Here is a 12,661-nt window from a genome sequence, read left to right on the forward strand (position 1 = left end):
AAGGGATGCGCGCAAAAAAAAGGGGAGCCTGCTGGCTCCCCCGTTATCCGCATGGATCAGCTGTTGGGTAGCAAGCGGCAGGTGATGCTCTTGATGTAGCGCGTTTCAGCGATGGCTGGGTGCACCGGGTGATCCGGACCCTGACCGCCACGCTCGAGCAACTGGATATTGCGGTCCAGATGACGGGCACTGGTCAGCAGGATGTTCTGCAGGTCATCTTCCGGCAGGTGCATCGAGCACGATGCGCTGACCAGAATGCCGTCCTTGTTGAGCAGGCGCATGGCTTGCTCGTTCAGGCGACGGTAGGCGCCTTCGCCGTTTTTCATGTCTTTCTTGCGTTTGATGAACGCCGGCGGATCGGCAACGATCACGTCGAAGCGTTCTTCGCTGGCTTTCAGCTCCTTCAAGGCTTCGAAGACGTCGCCTTCGATGCAGGTCATCTTGTCGGCGAAACCGTTCAGCGCAGCGTTGCGCTCAACACCGTCGAGAGCGAAAGCCGAAGCATCGACGCAGAACACTTCGCTGGCGCCGAACGCAGCAGCCTGCACACCCCAGCCACCGATGTAGCTATAGAGGTCGAGAACGCGTTTGCCTTTGGCGTAAGGGGCCAGGCGGGCGCGGTTCATGCGGTGGTCGTAGAACCAGCCGGTTTTCTGACCCTGAATGACCGGGGCTTCGAACTTCACGCCGTTCTCTTCCAGTGCCACCCATTCCGGCACCAGGCCGAACACGGTTTCGACGTAGCGGTTAAGGCCTTCGGCGTCGCGCGCGGCGGAGTCGTTCTTGAACAGGATGCCGCTTGGCTTGAGCACTTGGGTCAGCGCGGCGATCACGTCATCTTTATGCGCTTCCATGGTCGCCGAGGCGATCTGTACGACTACGATGTCGCCGAAACGGTCGACCACCAGACCTGGCAACAGGTCGGAATCACCGTAAACCAGGCGATAGAACGGTTTGTCGAACAGGCGCTCGCGCAGCGACAGGGCCACGTTCAGGCGGTGCACCAGCAACGATTTGTCCAGCGCAACTTTGGTGTCGCGCGACAGCAGGCGGGCGCAGATCAGGTTGTTCGGGCTCATCGCCACGATGCCCAATGGCTTGCCACCGGCGGCTTCGAGGATGGCCTGATCGCCGGCATTGAAGCCGTGCAACGGGGTGGCGGCTACATCGATTTCGTTGCTGTAGACCCACAGGTGACCGGCGCGCAGGCGACGGTCGGCGTTGGCTTTGAGGCGCAAGCTAGGCAGGGACATGACGTCGCTCCGGAAAAAAGAGCGGGAGTATAGCGTGTTGCGACTTGTGTCGGGTTTGATGAGCGATGAACGCTATGGTCCCTTCGCGAGCAAGCTCGCTCCCACAAAGGGCTTGTGACCGACACAAGACCAATGTGGGAGCGAGCCTGCTCGCGAATGCGGTCCCCAATGCTACGCCGACAGTGCGTTGATCAACTCCTTGCTGAACGCCGGAATATCATCCGGCTGACGGCTGCTGATCAGGTGACCGTCCTTGACCACTTCTTTATCGACCCAATTGGCCCCGGCATTGACCAGGTCGTCCTTGAGCGTCTTGTAACTGGTCATGGTTTTACCGTTGACCAGCCCTGCCGAGATGAGCAACCAGCCGCCATGGCAGATCACCGCAATCGGTTTGCCGGCAGAGGCGCCGGTCTTGACCAAGTGCTGGGCGTCCTGATCGATGCGGATGGTGTCGGAGTTCTGCACGCCGCCCGGCAAGACGATCGCGTCGTACTGCTCACTGCTGGCGCTCTGGAAGGTCTGATCGACCTTGAAATCATCCGCCGGTTTGTCGTGGTTCCAGCCTTTGACCTTGCCTTCCTCGGTGGAAAGGATATCGACCTGAGCGCCGGCTTGTTCCAATGCTTGCTTGGGACCGGTCAGTTCGACCTGCTCGAAACCGTCTGTTACCAAAAAGGCGACACGTTTGCCGTTGAGGGAAGTGGCCATCGATAAGCTCCTGAGTCTGTGGGAGTTTGCCGCCGCAAGGGGTCGGAGTGATCCGTTGGGCATTACAGATTCCGAAGCCGTGGCCTGAATGAAAGTTCCTGACAATTGCCCACTGGTGTGTCGTCTCGCGGTTTTTAGAGGTTAGAATCGCCGCCTGTCCCAGAGTGTGTACTTATGTCCCAAGAGCTGACCACCGAACAGATTCAACAATCGCTGCAAGGCATCAGTGTGCCGGCGCAACCGCAGATCATGGTGGATCTGCAAATGGAGCAGTACATGCCCGACCCCGACCTGGAGGTGATCGCCAAACTGATCGCTCAGGATCCGGGTTTGTCCGGCTCGCTGCTGAAAATCGTCAACTCGCCGTATTACGGTCTGAGCAACAAGATCACCTCGATTCAGCGCGCGGTGAACCTGTTGGGTAGCCGCTCGATCATCAACCTGATCAACGCGCAGTCGATCAAGGGCGAGATGAACGACGACACCATCGTCACCCTCAACCGTTTTTGGGACACCGCTCAGGACGTGGCGATGACGTGCCTGACGCTGGCCAAACGTATCGGTACTCAAGCCGGTGACGAGGCATACGCCTTGGGTCTGTTCCACGATTGCGGCGTGCCGTTGATGCTGCAACGGTTCCCCACTTACATGACGGTGCTGGAAAAGGCTTACGCCAATGCCAGCGCCGAATGTCGGGTGGTCGACACCGAGAACAGCGAGTTCAACACCAACCACGCCGTGGTCGGCTACTACACCGCCAAGTCCTGGCGCCTGCCGGAGCATGTCAGCGCCGCCATCGCCAACCACCACAACGCGTTGGCGATATTCAGCGATGAGTCGTCAAAGAACAGCCAACTGAAAAATCTTTTGGCGATCCTGAAAATGGCCGAGCATATCTGTGCGTCTTACCGGGTACTGGGCAACCAGACCGAAGATTTCGAATGGAACGCCGTCGGGCCGTTGGTACTCGACTATGTAGGGCTGTCGGATTACGACTTCGAAACCCTCAAACAAACGATCCGCGACCTCGGCGCGCATTGATTCGAGGACGCTATGCCTGAACTGCCGGAAGTCGAAACCACTCGTCGCGGGATTGCTCCGCATCTGGAAGGCCAACGTGTCAGTCGGGTGATTGTTCGCGACCGGAGGTTGCGCTGGCCGATCCCGGAAGACCTCGATGTGCGCCTGTCGGGGCAGCGCATCGTGCTGGTCGAGCGCCGCGCCAAGTATTTGCTGATCAACGCCGAGGTCGGCACGTTGATCAGTCATTTGGGCATGTCGGGCAATTTGCGTCTGGTCGAAGCCGGTTTGCCGGCGCTCAAGCACGAACACGTCGACATCGAGCTGGAGTCAGGTCTGGCGCTGCGTTACACCGACCCGCGACGGTTCGGCGCGATGTTGTGGAGCAATGATCCACTCAATCATGAACTGCTGATTCGCCTCGGCCCGGAGCCTCTGACTGATCTGTTCGATGGCGAGCGTTTGTTTCAGCTGTCGCGGGGACGTTCGATGGCGGTCAAACCGTTCATCATGGACAACGCGGTGGTCGTGGGCGTCGGCAATATCTATGCGACCGAAGCGCTGTTTGCTGCCGGGATCGACCCGCGCCGCGAGGCCGGTGGGATTTCCCGGGGGCGCTATCTGAAGCTGGCGATCGAGATCAAACGCATTCTGGCCGCTGCCATCGAGCGTGGCGGGACAACGTTGCGTGATTTCATTGGCGGTGACGGTCAGCCGGGGTATTTCCAGCAGGAGCTGTTTGTCTATGGCCGTGGCGGTGAACACTGCAAGGTCTGTGGCACTGGCTTGCGTGAAGTGAAGCTAGGCCAGCGTGCCAGTGTGTTCTGCCCGCGCTGCCAGAGCTGAGGTAAAAAGCTGAAAAAGTCCTACGGTCTATAGTGAGTTGTCTCACTGTTCAGCCCGAAGGATCGTGCCATGAAATCCTTGCAAGTCCTCTTTGTTACGCTGCTGCTGTGTTCCAGTCTGGCTGTTCAGGCCACGGAAAACGGCAGCGGTGACCCGCGCTACACCATCCAGAATCCCCCGGCGTACGCCATGCTCGGCGATTTGCTGATTGCCCGACCTTTATTGGTGGTGGCGACGGTGATTGGTGCGGGGGCGTTTGTCGTGTCATTGCCGTTTACCGCGCTGGGCGGCGGGATTGGCGATGCCGGGCAGGCGTTGGTGGTCGATCCGGCGAAAGCCGCTTTTGTGCGGTGCCTGGGGTGCATCGGGGAGGGGTTTGAGCAGCGCGAGTGAGCTGATCCAGTGATTTGCGGAGCTGCTGATTGCCCTTTCGCGAGCAGGCTCGCTCCCACAATTTGAAATGCATTCCAATGTGGGAGCGAGCCTGCTCGCGAAGAGGCCCGAGAAAGCGCTACAAATCCGGCGGATCAGGCCTTGCCGGTAATCTTCCGGTACTTCTCCATCAACTGTTCTTCAGTCTCCGGATGAGCCTCGTCCAGCGGAATGCAATCCACCGGGCAAACCTGCTGGCACTGTGGTTCGTCGTAGTGGCCGACGCACTGGGTGCACAGGTTCGGGTCGATCACGTAGATCTCTTCGCCTTGGGAGATGGCGGCGTTCGGGCACTCGGGTTCGCAGACGTCGCAGTTGATGCAATCGTCGGTGATGATCAGGGACATGCTAACTCCAGCCGGGGCGGCAGGCCCGGGCGCTATAAATCAATGCGCGCAATTGTGCCGCATTGGCGAGCGCAGTGCACGCAGCTGCGATCAAGGGCTGTAATCAACAGCCAGGATCGCAGCCCGAGCCTGCGGCAGCTCCTACTTTTTGAAGCGCAGGGTCAGCGCATCGGCCACAGCGGGGTGGACGAACTTGCTGATATCGCCACCCAACGCGGCAATTTCCCGTACCAGCGTCGAGGAAATGAACGAATAACGCTCGGACGGGGTGAGAAACAGACTCTCCACATCCGGGGCCAACTGGCGGTTCATATTGGCCAGCTGGAATTCGTATTCGAAGTCCGACACCGCGCGCAAACCACGCAGGAACACGTTGGCATTCTGCTCTTTGGCGAAGTGCGCCAGCAGCGTCGAGAAGCCGACCACTTCCACGTTCGGCAGGTGTTTGGTGACCTCGCGAGCCAGTTCGACCCGTTGTTCCAGCGGGAACAGCGGGTTTTTCTTCGGGCTGGCAGCGACCGCAATAATCACGTGATCGAACAGGCGCGAGGCGCGTTCGACCAGATCGCCATGGCCCTTGGTAATAGGGTCGAAGGTACCTGGGTACAACACTCGGTTCATCGCGTCGTCCTGGCGGGAGTCCGTTGGGGAGTCGGATGGTATCGCAGCCGTCCCGGTCGGCCAAGTCGCCTGTTGGGTAAGAAAGCACTATAGACGATGGCAATAATCGGTTTTTTCACGGGTTTCTCAGCCGATCGGCGAGGGATGTCGCCAGTTGCGCGGTCAGGCCATACACCGACAATTGCGGGTTGGCACCGATGCTGGTGGGGAACAGCGAGCCGTCGTGAATCGACAGATTAGCCAGTTGATGATGCCGGCCGAGACTGTCGGTGACCGCGCTTTTCGGGTCTTCACCCATCGCGCAGCCGCCCATGACATGCGCGCTGCCCAGACGCGTGCGATACAACTCGAGGCTCAAACCATCGATCAGCGTGCGTGCCTCGGCCAGGGTCTTCACGTAACGGGCGTCGGCGTGCATCGGCATCACCGCTTTGGCGCCGCCGGCGAACTGGATTTCGGCCATGACAAGAAAGGACCGGCGCAGGCCTTCCCAGGCGTAGGGCGAAACCTGATAGTCGAGCACCGGCGAACCATCGCTCCGCAACTCGACTGCACCGCCCGTGCTGTCCGGGTGAAAACCGTCGCGCAGCAAGGCCAGCATGGCGTGGGTGTGTGGCAGGTCAGCCATGTGTTGCGCACTTTCCTCACCAAAGCCACCGAGCAGGGTGGCCGCCAGCGCCGGGTGCAGCGGCGGCACTTCAAGTTTGAAGGCCATTGGCCCGGTGGTGCCATCCTTCCATTGGAAATGATCGGAATAGATCGACTGCGGCGCCCCGTAGAACGGATTGATGACTTCGTCGAAACGCGCTGCGGACATGTTCACCGGGTGCAGGAAGGTGCGTTTTCCCAGGGTTTTATGCGGATCCGGCGCGTCCGAACGCAGCAACAGGGCCGGGCTGTTGATGCCGCCTCCGGCCAATACGTAATGCCGCGCCTTGACGCTGATCTTGCGCCCGGTCGGTTCAACACAGCGCTCATCCATCGCCACGCATTGCAGGCCAGTGACTTTGTCGCCATCGATCAGCAGCTTCTCTGCGCGGGCCAGATAAAGCAGCTCGCCGCCCTTTTCCAGCGTCGCCGGAATGGTCGTGACCATCATCGATTGCTTGGCGTTGGTCGGGCAGCCCATGCCGCAGTAACCGAGGTTCCAGCAGCCGCGCACGTTGCGCGGGATCACGTGCCAGCTGTAGCCGAGTTGCTCACAGCCTTTGCGGATCACGTCGTTGTTGGCATTGGGCGGAACCATCCAAGGGGCGACGCCGAGGCGCTGTTCCATTTTTTCGAACCACGGCGCCATCTCGGCGGGGCTGTGGCCTTTGACGTTATGCTCTTTGGCCCAGTGTTCGAGGGTCGGCTCCGGCGTGCGAAAACTCGAGGTCCAGTTGATCAGCGTGGTGCCGCCAACTGCGCGGCCCTGGAGGATGGTGATCGCGCCGTCCTTGCTCATGCGGCCGATGCCCTCCTGATAGAGGCTGCTGTAAGCCTTGTCTTCAAGCATTTTGAAATCGGAACTGGTTTTCAGCGGGCCTTCTTCGATCAGCAGCACTTTGTATCCGGCAGCGCTGAGGATTTCCGCGCTGGTGCCGCCACCAGCGCCGCTGCCGATGATCGCTACGTCTGCTTCAAGGGTGAGGTCATCGCTCAGCTGTGCGCCGTTGTAGGTTTTCCAGCCTCGGGCGAGGCCTTCGCGGAACGGGTCGGGTACGGGCATCGATCAGGTTCTCTTTATTATTTTTGGATGCGGCGATGTGGCGGCCGCCCCCTGTGGGAGCGAGCCTGCTCGCGAAGGGAGCGACACGGTTTCAGACGCTAGGCGGCCCTGGATAACCGCAATGCGCCCACGACTCCGCGCGGGTATACCAGGCCATCATCACCATCTGCTGCAACGAGCTATGCCCCATGCGCAGTAGGTTCAGCGAACTGTTTTCCCAGCGATCAAGGAAATGCCGCATGGCCTCGGCACTGGCGTTCTCCCAACTGCCCCAGATCCCGGTGAGTGGTCCGCGCGTCACGGCCATGCCGAGTACATCGAACAGTTGTCGTGTGAGCTTGAGCATTTCCGGCGACAGGTGGTCGAGGCTGTAGTCCAGCGACTTGAGCGTGCCATCAACCGCGCTCGGCATCCTCTCGGCTGCCACCGCGCCGTCGAGCATCACCGGGATCAGTGCGCGCAGAAAAAGCAGATCGCCGTCACGCAACGAGACAAAGCCGTTGGCCGCGACGCTCGACGAACAGCCACTGAGGCTGGCGCCGAGTCCGGCGGTGGCAAGCAACGCCGTGGCGCCGAGGCTGAATTTCAGCAGGCCGCGGCGGGACAGGGCAGGTGTTTCGGTCAGGCTTGGGTGCATTATTTTTATTACCCGGCGATGACGAAGGTTTAGCGAATGAACAACTTCTGGATCAGCTTCTGAATCGATTTGCCGTAGGGCGGGTAGATCAGTCGGGCTGCGTTGAAGCGTTGTTTAATCAGCACGCCCTTAGCTTTGCTGAAGGTCAGAAAGCCTTCGTGACCGTGGTAGTGACCCATGCCCGAAGCGCCGATGCCGCCGAACGGCATATCGTCCTGCGCCACATGCAGCAACGTGTCGTTCAGGCACACGCCGCCGGAATGGGTTTCGTGCAGCACACGGTTCTGTTCGCGTTTGTCGTAGCCAAAGTAGTAAAGAGCCAGAGGACGTGGCCGCTGATTGATGTAAGCAAATGCCTGCTCCAGATCCTGATACGGCACGATCGGCAGCAGCGGGCCGAAGATTTCGTCCTGCATCACCGTCATCTCGTCGCTGACATTCAGCAGCACACTGTGCGGCATGCGTCGGCCCTGGCCCTGCTCGAACAGCGGAATCAACAGCGCGCCCTTGCTGGTGGCATCGCTGACGTAGCCGTTGAGTCGCGCCAATTGACGTTCGTTGATGATCGCCGTGTAGTCCGGGTTGTCGGTGAGCGTCGGATAAAAACCCTGCACGGCCTGGCGATAGGCTTCGACGAAGCCACCGACCCGGTCTTCCGGGACCAGCACGTAATCCGGTGCGACGCAGGTCTGCCCGGCGTTGAGGGTTTTGCCGAAAGCGATGCGCTCGGCGGCATCCTTGAGCGGCACATCGCGGGAGACGATAGCTGGCGACTTGCCGCCCAGTTCCAGTGTCACCGGGGTGAGGTTTTCGGCGGCGGCGCGCATCACGTGTTTGCCGATGCTGGTGGCGCCGGTAAACAGCAAGTGATCAAAGCGCAGACGGGAGAACGCTACGCCGATGTCGGCTTCACCGAGCACCACGCAGACCAGATCTTCGGGGAAGATCCGCGCCAGCAATTCTTTGAGCAACAAGCCGGTGGCCGGGGTCGATTCGCTGAGTTTGAGCATCACTCGATTGCCCGCCGCCAAGGCGCCGACCAGCGGGCCGACGGCCAGATACAACGGGTAATTCCACGGCACGATGACGCCGACCACACCCAAGGGCTGATACACGACTTTCGCCGACGCCGGCTGGAATGCCATGCCGACCTTGCGCCGCGAGGCTTTCATCCAGCCCTTGAGATGACGGCTGGCGTAATGAATGCCGTGCAGGCTCGGCATCAGTTCGGCGAGCAGGGTTTCATCGGCGCTACGATGGCTGAAGTCGGAGCTGATCGCCGCGATCAATGCTTGCCGCTCACGGCTGAGCAAATCACTCAGCGCTTTGAGCCATTGCTGGCGCTGAGCGGCGGGCGGCATCGGATTGGCGGCATACGCGGCCCGCTGCGCCTCGAACAACCGGTCCAGCTCGGCCAGCGGTTGTTGCAGCGTTTGCAGGTAAGCAATGTCGGCAGTCATGGTCTGCTCCGGATTTATTGTAGTGACGAACTTTTTAGAGTCTATGCTCTAGAAAGTCAAATGACTTCCTTGCACAGCATTGTTTTATCCATTTCCGGTTAGGTCGTAAGATGCCCCCCAACGCACTCTGAATTAAAGCTCAAGCCATGGCCCCACGAATAAAAACCAGCGAGCGTATCGTGCTGAACAGCCTTGAGCTGTTCAATCAGCAGGGCGAGCGCAGCATCAGCACCAATCACATTGCCGCCCATATGGAGATTTCTCCGGGCAACCTGTACTACCACTTCCCCAACAAGCAGGCGATCATCGCCGTGTTGTTCAGTGAGTACGAAAGCCTCGTGGACAGCTTTCTGCGCCCGCCGCAGGGGCGTGCGGCGACGGTCGAGGACAAGCGTTTCTATCTCAAGGAACTGCTCTCGGCGATGTGGCGCTACCGCTTTCTGCACCGCGATCTCGAGCATCTGCTCGACAGCGATCCGGAGCTGGCTGCCCGCTATCGACGCTTTTCCCAGCGCTGCGTGATTCAAGGCGCGGCGATCTACGAAGGTTTTGTCGCCGCCGGGATCCTCGATATGGATCGCGTGCAGATCGAATCCCTGACCCTCAATGCCTGGATCATCCTGACGTCGTGGGTGCGCTTCCTGTGCACCACCCGGGAAAACTCCAACCACCTCAGTGAGCAAGCCATTAAACGTGGCGTCTATCAGGTGCTGGTGCTGGAAGCCGGGTTTGTCACTGAGCAGGCGCGTGACGAGGTCAATGCGTTGTTCGAGGAGTTCTACGTGCCGCTGGCCCAGGCCCTCGAAGACGTGAAATAAACCGTTCTGTTGAAATCCCCCAGGAGCCCGCTATGCCGATTGCGCAACTGATCAGCCCCGAAGCACTGGATGCCCGCAAGGCGCAGCCGCGGCTGGTGATTCTCGATTGTCGTTTTGCCCTCGAAGACCCGGACTACGGGCAGCGCAGCTATGCCGAAGGGCACATTGACGGGGCGAGCTTCGCCGACCTTGAGCGTGACCTCAGCGGCACTGTGGTCAAAGGCGTGACTGGCCGTCATCCGTTGCCCGAGCCGGCGGCGTTGATCGAGCGGCTGCAGGCGTGGGGCATCAACAACGACAGCGAGGTGGTTTTGTACGACGACGGTCCCGGTGCCTACGCGGCGCGGGCGTGGTGGTTGCTGGCGTGGCTGGGCAAGCGCGATGGCGTGTTCATTCTCGATGGCGGGCTCAAGGCGTGGCATGCGGCGGGGCTGCCGCTGAGCCTGGATGCGCCGACGGTTACCCGTGGCAATTTCAGTGGTCAGCCGGATATGAGCCTGCTCCTCAGCGCCGAGCAACTGCAACAGCGCCTCGGCCAACCGACGCTGACGTTGATCGATGCCCGGGGCTTGCCGCGTTTCAAAGGCGAGGTCGAGCCGATCGATCCGATTGCCGGGCATATTCCGGGTGCGCAATGCGCGGCGTTCACCGATAACCTCGGCAGCGATGGGCGATTCCTGTCAGCGGAACAGCTCAAACAGCGTTTTGCCGCCAAGATCGGTGAACGCTCGCCAGCGGATCTGGTTGCCTATTGCGGTTCTGGCGTGACGGCGTGTCACAACCTGTTTGCGTTGTGCCTGGCGGGTTATCCGTTGGGTTCGTTGTATGCCGGATCGTGGAGCGAGTGGATCAACGAACCGGCTCGCGGCATCGCCACCGGCGAATAAGATCAAAAGATCGCAGCCTTCGGCAGCTCCTACATTGGAATGCATTTCTCTGTAGGGGCTGCCGAAGGCTGCGATCTTTTAGCTTTCCATCCGGGCGCTGCGGTACGCGGCGGGTCCGACGCCATAAGCCTGTTTGAATTGCCGACTCAAATGGCTCTGGTCGGCAAAACCCAATTGCGTGGCGACCTCCACTGGCAGGCAACCGTGCTGCAACAGCGCCCGCGCCTGGGCGATGCGTTGCTGCATCAGCCAGGTGTGCGGCGGCATGCCGGTGGCGCGGCGGAACACCCGGGCGAAATGGAACGGCGACAGATTGACCGCCGCCGCCAGTTCTTCCAGTGACGGTGGCGCTGCCAGTTGCGCGTGCAACAGTTCTTTGCCCAACAGCACCGCGCGGTGTTCCTTGCCGGCTCGACCGGGCACCGGCACTGCCGCATGGCGCTGCAACAGCAGCAACATCATCTCGCGCCACAGCGTTTGCTGTTGCAGTGCGCTGGCCGGGCTTTCGAGTAATCGGTGCAACTGCGCAAAGCCGTTGACCAGATCCGCATCGCGATACAACGTGGCGCCGAACGCCGGCAGGTTGCTGGTGGACAGTTCCAGCTCATCCAGCAGCGAGACGATTTGCGCGGTATCGGGATAAAACGCCCGGTACAGCCAGCCGTCCTCGGTGCCTTTGTGCCCGGTGTGCAGCTCGTCCGGATTGATCAACACCAGTGTGCCGCTGCCGGCCAGATGTTCGGCGCCGCGATAGCGATAACGCTGAGCTCCGGCCATGATCATGCCGATCACGAATCCATCGTGCACATGCGGGGCGAAACGATGCTCGATGTAGCGCGCCGACAGCAACTCGACCCCGGCCAGCGGCGCGGTTTGCCAGAAACGGATCGACTCGCCCTGATCGCTCACGCGGGCAGGCTGGCCAGCCATTGCGGGATGCGGCGTTCGAGATAGTAGCCGGGTTGGCGCACTGAGCCGTCGACAAAACCGACGTGACCGCCGCGTGGCTGCAACTCAAATGCCGTTGAGGCCGACAGCTCGCTGGCTTGCGGCAAACTGTGCGGGAACACGAACGGATCGTCCGCCGCTTGAATGATCAGGGTCGGCGTGCGGATCTCACCGAGGAAATAGCGGCTTGAGGCGCGACGATAATAATCCTCGGCATCATTGAAGCCGTGCAACGGCGCGGTCACCCGGCCATCGAAATCCCAGAAGGTGCGCATGTTCTCCAGCGAACCGAGGGCGGCCAGCGCGGCGAGTCCGTCTTCGCGCCCGTCATGCTGAAACTGCCGTTGCTTGTTCTTGATATAGGCGACCATCTCGCGCATGAAGTGCGCTTGATAGACCTTGGAAAATCCTTGGCCGATGCGGTCGGCGCATTGATCGAGGCGAAACGGCACCGACACCGCCACCGCGCCGAGTACACCGCTGGCGCTGCCGGTTTCCCCAAGATGTTTGAGCAGCACGTTGCCGCCCAAGGAGTAGCCGACGGCGTACAGCGGTGCCAGCGGTCGTTTCGCCCGCAGGTGTTTGATGGTTTCGCCGAGGTCTTCGCTGGCGCCGGAGTGATAGCTGCGCGGCAGCAGATTCGGCTCGCCCGAGCAGCCGCGCCAGTTCAACGCGACACTTGCCCAGCCTTGAGCGGCCAAGGCCTTTTGGATACCCGCTACATAAGGCGAATTGGAAGAGCCGGTCAGCCCATGCAGCACCAGCACCAGTGGTGCATCGGCGGTGTGCGGGCCGTGCCAGTCGAGGTCGAGGAAGTCGCCATCCTCCAGCCACAGGCGTTCGCGTTCACGCTCGATATGCACGGTTTTGCGCCACAGCGGCCCCCACAGGGTTTGCAGGTGCGGATTGCCGAGGCCGAAGGCGGGGTTGAAGCGTTCTGAAGAGGCGGACACGATGGTTCTCGATGCAG

General features: G+C 60.6%; 14 protein-coding genes. 5 read left to right on the forward strand and 9 right to left on the reverse strand.

Going from position 1 to position 12,661, the window contains the following annotated elements; all coding sequences use genetic code 11:
* Nucleotides 1-56 precede the first annotated feature (56 nt).
* Nucleotides 57-1,253 (reverse strand): class I SAM-dependent rRNA methyltransferase, encoded by a 1,197-nt coding sequence (locus ACOYXE_RS24355; RefSeq protein WP_160059779.1) that lies wholly within the window; start codon nt 1,251-1,253, stop codon nt 57-59.
* 171 nt (nt 1,254-1,424) lie between these two features.
* Nucleotides 1,425-1,964 (reverse strand): type 1 glutamine amidotransferase domain-containing protein, encoded by a 540-nt coding sequence (locus ACOYXE_RS24360; RefSeq protein ID WP_160059778.1) that lies wholly within the window; start codon nt 1,962-1,964, stop codon nt 1,425-1,427.
* 228 nt (nt 1,965-2,192) lie between these two features.
* Between ACOYXE_RS24360 and ACOYXE_RS24365 the strand changes: the two genes are divergently transcribed.
* The 3 genes from ACOYXE_RS24365 (at nt 2,193) to ACOYXE_RS24375 (ending at nt 4,223) form a co-directional block, all read left to right on the forward strand.
* The gene (locus ACOYXE_RS24365) at nt 2,193-3,005 is read left to right on the forward strand and encodes an HDOD domain-containing protein (protein ID WP_174244536.1); all 813 of its coding nucleotides are present in this window, start codon (nt 2,193-2,195) and stop codon (nt 3,003-3,005) included.
* 12 nt (nt 3,006-3,017) lie between these two features.
* A complete protein-coding gene (gene mutM / locus ACOYXE_RS24370; protein WP_102901348.1) occupies nt 3,018-3,830 on the forward strand; it encodes a bifunctional DNA-formamidopyrimidine glycosylase/DNA-(apurinic or apyrimidinic site) lyase in 813 nt (270 codons plus the stop codon).
* Nucleotides 3,831-3,899: 69 nt separating this feature from the next.
* Nucleotides 3,900-4,223, forward strand: a complete 324-nt coding sequence (locus ACOYXE_RS24375; protein ID WP_160059776.1) for a multidrug transporter — start codon at nt 3,900-3,902, stop codon at nt 4,221-4,223.
* A 134-nt stretch (nt 4,224-4,357) separates the two neighbouring features.
* Here the strand turns inward: ACOYXE_RS24375 and ACOYXE_RS24380 are convergent, their stop codons facing one another.
* The 5 genes from ACOYXE_RS24380 to ACOYXE_RS24400 all read right to left on the reverse strand — a co-directional run bounded on the left by ACOYXE_RS24380 (nt 4,358) and on the right by ACOYXE_RS24400 (nt 9,038).
* Nucleotides 4,358-4,609 (reverse strand): YfhL family 4Fe-4S dicluster ferredoxin, encoded by a 252-nt coding sequence (locus ACOYXE_RS24380; RefSeq protein ID WP_003195146.1) that lies wholly within the window; start codon nt 4,607-4,609, stop codon nt 4,358-4,360.
* 141 nt (nt 4,610-4,750) lie between these two features.
* Entirely contained in the window at nt 4,751-5,230 is a 480-nt protein-coding gene (gene coaD / locus ACOYXE_RS24385) for a pantetheine-phosphate adenylyltransferase (RefSeq protein ID WP_003229157.1), read from the reverse strand.
* 115 nt (nt 5,231-5,345) lie between these two features.
* Entirely contained in the window at nt 5,346-6,941 is a 1,596-nt protein-coding gene (locus tag ACOYXE_RS24390) for a GMC family oxidoreductase (RefSeq protein ID WP_460926752.1), read from the reverse strand.
* A 91-nt stretch (nt 6,942-7,032) separates the two neighbouring features.
* Entirely contained in the window at nt 7,033-7,578 is a 546-nt protein-coding gene (locus ACOYXE_RS24395; RefSeq protein WP_160059774.1) for a twin-arginine translocation pathway signal protein, read from the reverse strand.
* 29 nt (nt 7,579-7,607) lie between these two features.
* Nucleotides 7,608-9,038, reverse strand: coding sequence for a coniferyl aldehyde dehydrogenase (locus tag ACOYXE_RS24400; RefSeq protein WP_160059773.1), 1,431 nt, complete (start codon nt 9,036-9,038; stop codon nt 7,608-7,610).
* A gap of 146 nt (nt 9,039-9,184) precedes the next feature.
* On the opposite strand from ACOYXE_RS24400, the gene ACOYXE_RS24405 reads away from it, so the two are divergent.
* Complete coding sequence (locus ACOYXE_RS24405) at nt 9,185-9,856, forward strand: TetR/AcrR family transcriptional regulator (RefSeq protein ID WP_007913599.1); 672 nt, start codon at nt 9,185-9,187, stop codon at nt 9,854-9,856.
* Between the two features lie 32 nt (nt 9,857-9,888).
* Nucleotides 9,889-10,743 carry a sulfurtransferase gene (locus ACOYXE_RS24410; protein ID WP_160059772.1) on the forward strand — a complete coding sequence of 285 codons (855 nt, stop codon included), beginning with the start codon at nt 9,889-9,891 and terminating at the stop codon, nt 10,741-10,743.
* 78 nt (nt 10,744-10,821) lie between these two features.
* Here the strand turns inward: ACOYXE_RS24410 and ACOYXE_RS24415 are convergent, their stop codons facing one another.
* Nucleotides 10,822-11,673 (reverse strand): AraC family transcriptional regulator, encoded by an 852-nt coding sequence (locus ACOYXE_RS24415; RefSeq protein ID WP_405122707.1) that lies wholly within the window; start codon nt 11,671-11,673, stop codon nt 10,822-10,824.
* The gene (locus tag ACOYXE_RS24420; protein WP_160059771.1) at nt 11,649-12,644 is read right to left on the reverse strand and encodes a hydrolase; all 996 of its coding nucleotides are present in this window, start codon (nt 12,642-12,644) and stop codon (nt 11,649-11,651) included. Before ACOYXE_RS24420 ends, ACOYXE_RS24415 begins: the two co-directional genes overlap by 25 nt.
* Nucleotides 12,645-12,661 lie beyond the last annotated feature (17 nt).

It is taken from the genome of Pseudomonas sp. MC6, from assembly GCF_054790575.1.

What these genes read in the sequence shown, in the direction of transcription:
- coaD (WP_003229157.1), bottom strand. Translation starts at nt 5,230, where the DNA reads ATGAACCGAGTGTTGTACCCAGGTACCTTCGACCCTATTACCAAGGGC.
- ACOYXE_RS24400 (WP_160059773.1), bottom strand. Translation starts at nt 9,038, where the DNA reads ATGACTGCCGACATTGCTTACCTGCAAACGCTGCAACAACCGCTGGCC.
- mutM (WP_102901348.1), top strand. Translation starts at nt 3,018, where the DNA reads ATGCCTGAACTGCCGGAAGTCGAAACCACTCGTCGCGGGATTGCTCCG.
- ACOYXE_RS24375 (WP_160059776.1), top strand. Translation starts at nt 3,900, where the DNA reads ATGAAATCCTTGCAAGTCCTCTTTGTTACGCTGCTGCTGTGTTCCAGT.
- ACOYXE_RS24360 (WP_160059778.1), bottom strand. Translation starts at nt 1,964, where the DNA reads ATGGCCACTTCCCTCAACGGCAAACGTGTCGCCTTTTTGGTAACAGAC.
- ACOYXE_RS24390 (WP_460926752.1), bottom strand. Translation starts at nt 6,941, where the DNA reads ATGCCCGTACCCGACCCGTTCCGCGAAGGCCTCGCCCGAGGCTGGAAA.
- ACOYXE_RS24415 (WP_405122707.1), bottom strand. Translation starts at nt 11,673, where the DNA reads ATGGCTGGCCAGCCTGCCCGCGTGAGCGATCAGGGCGAGTCGATCCGT.
- ACOYXE_RS24355 (WP_160059779.1), bottom strand. Translation starts at nt 1,253, where the DNA reads ATGTCCCTGCCTAGCTTGCGCCTCAAAGCCAACGCCGACCGTCGCCTG.
- ACOYXE_RS24380 (WP_003195146.1), bottom strand. Translation starts at nt 4,609, where the DNA reads ATGTCCCTGATCATCACCGACGATTGCATCAACTGCGACGTCTGCGAA.
- ACOYXE_RS24395 (WP_160059774.1), bottom strand. Translation starts at nt 7,578, where the DNA reads ATGCACCCAAGCCTGACCGAAACACCTGCCCTGTCCCGCCGCGGCCTG.
- ACOYXE_RS24410 (WP_160059772.1), top strand. Translation starts at nt 9,889, where the DNA reads ATGCCGATTGCGCAACTGATCAGCCCCGAAGCACTGGATGCCCGCAAG.
- ACOYXE_RS24405 (WP_007913599.1), top strand. Translation starts at nt 9,185, where the DNA reads ATGGCCCCACGAATAAAAACCAGCGAGCGTATCGTGCTGAACAGCCTT.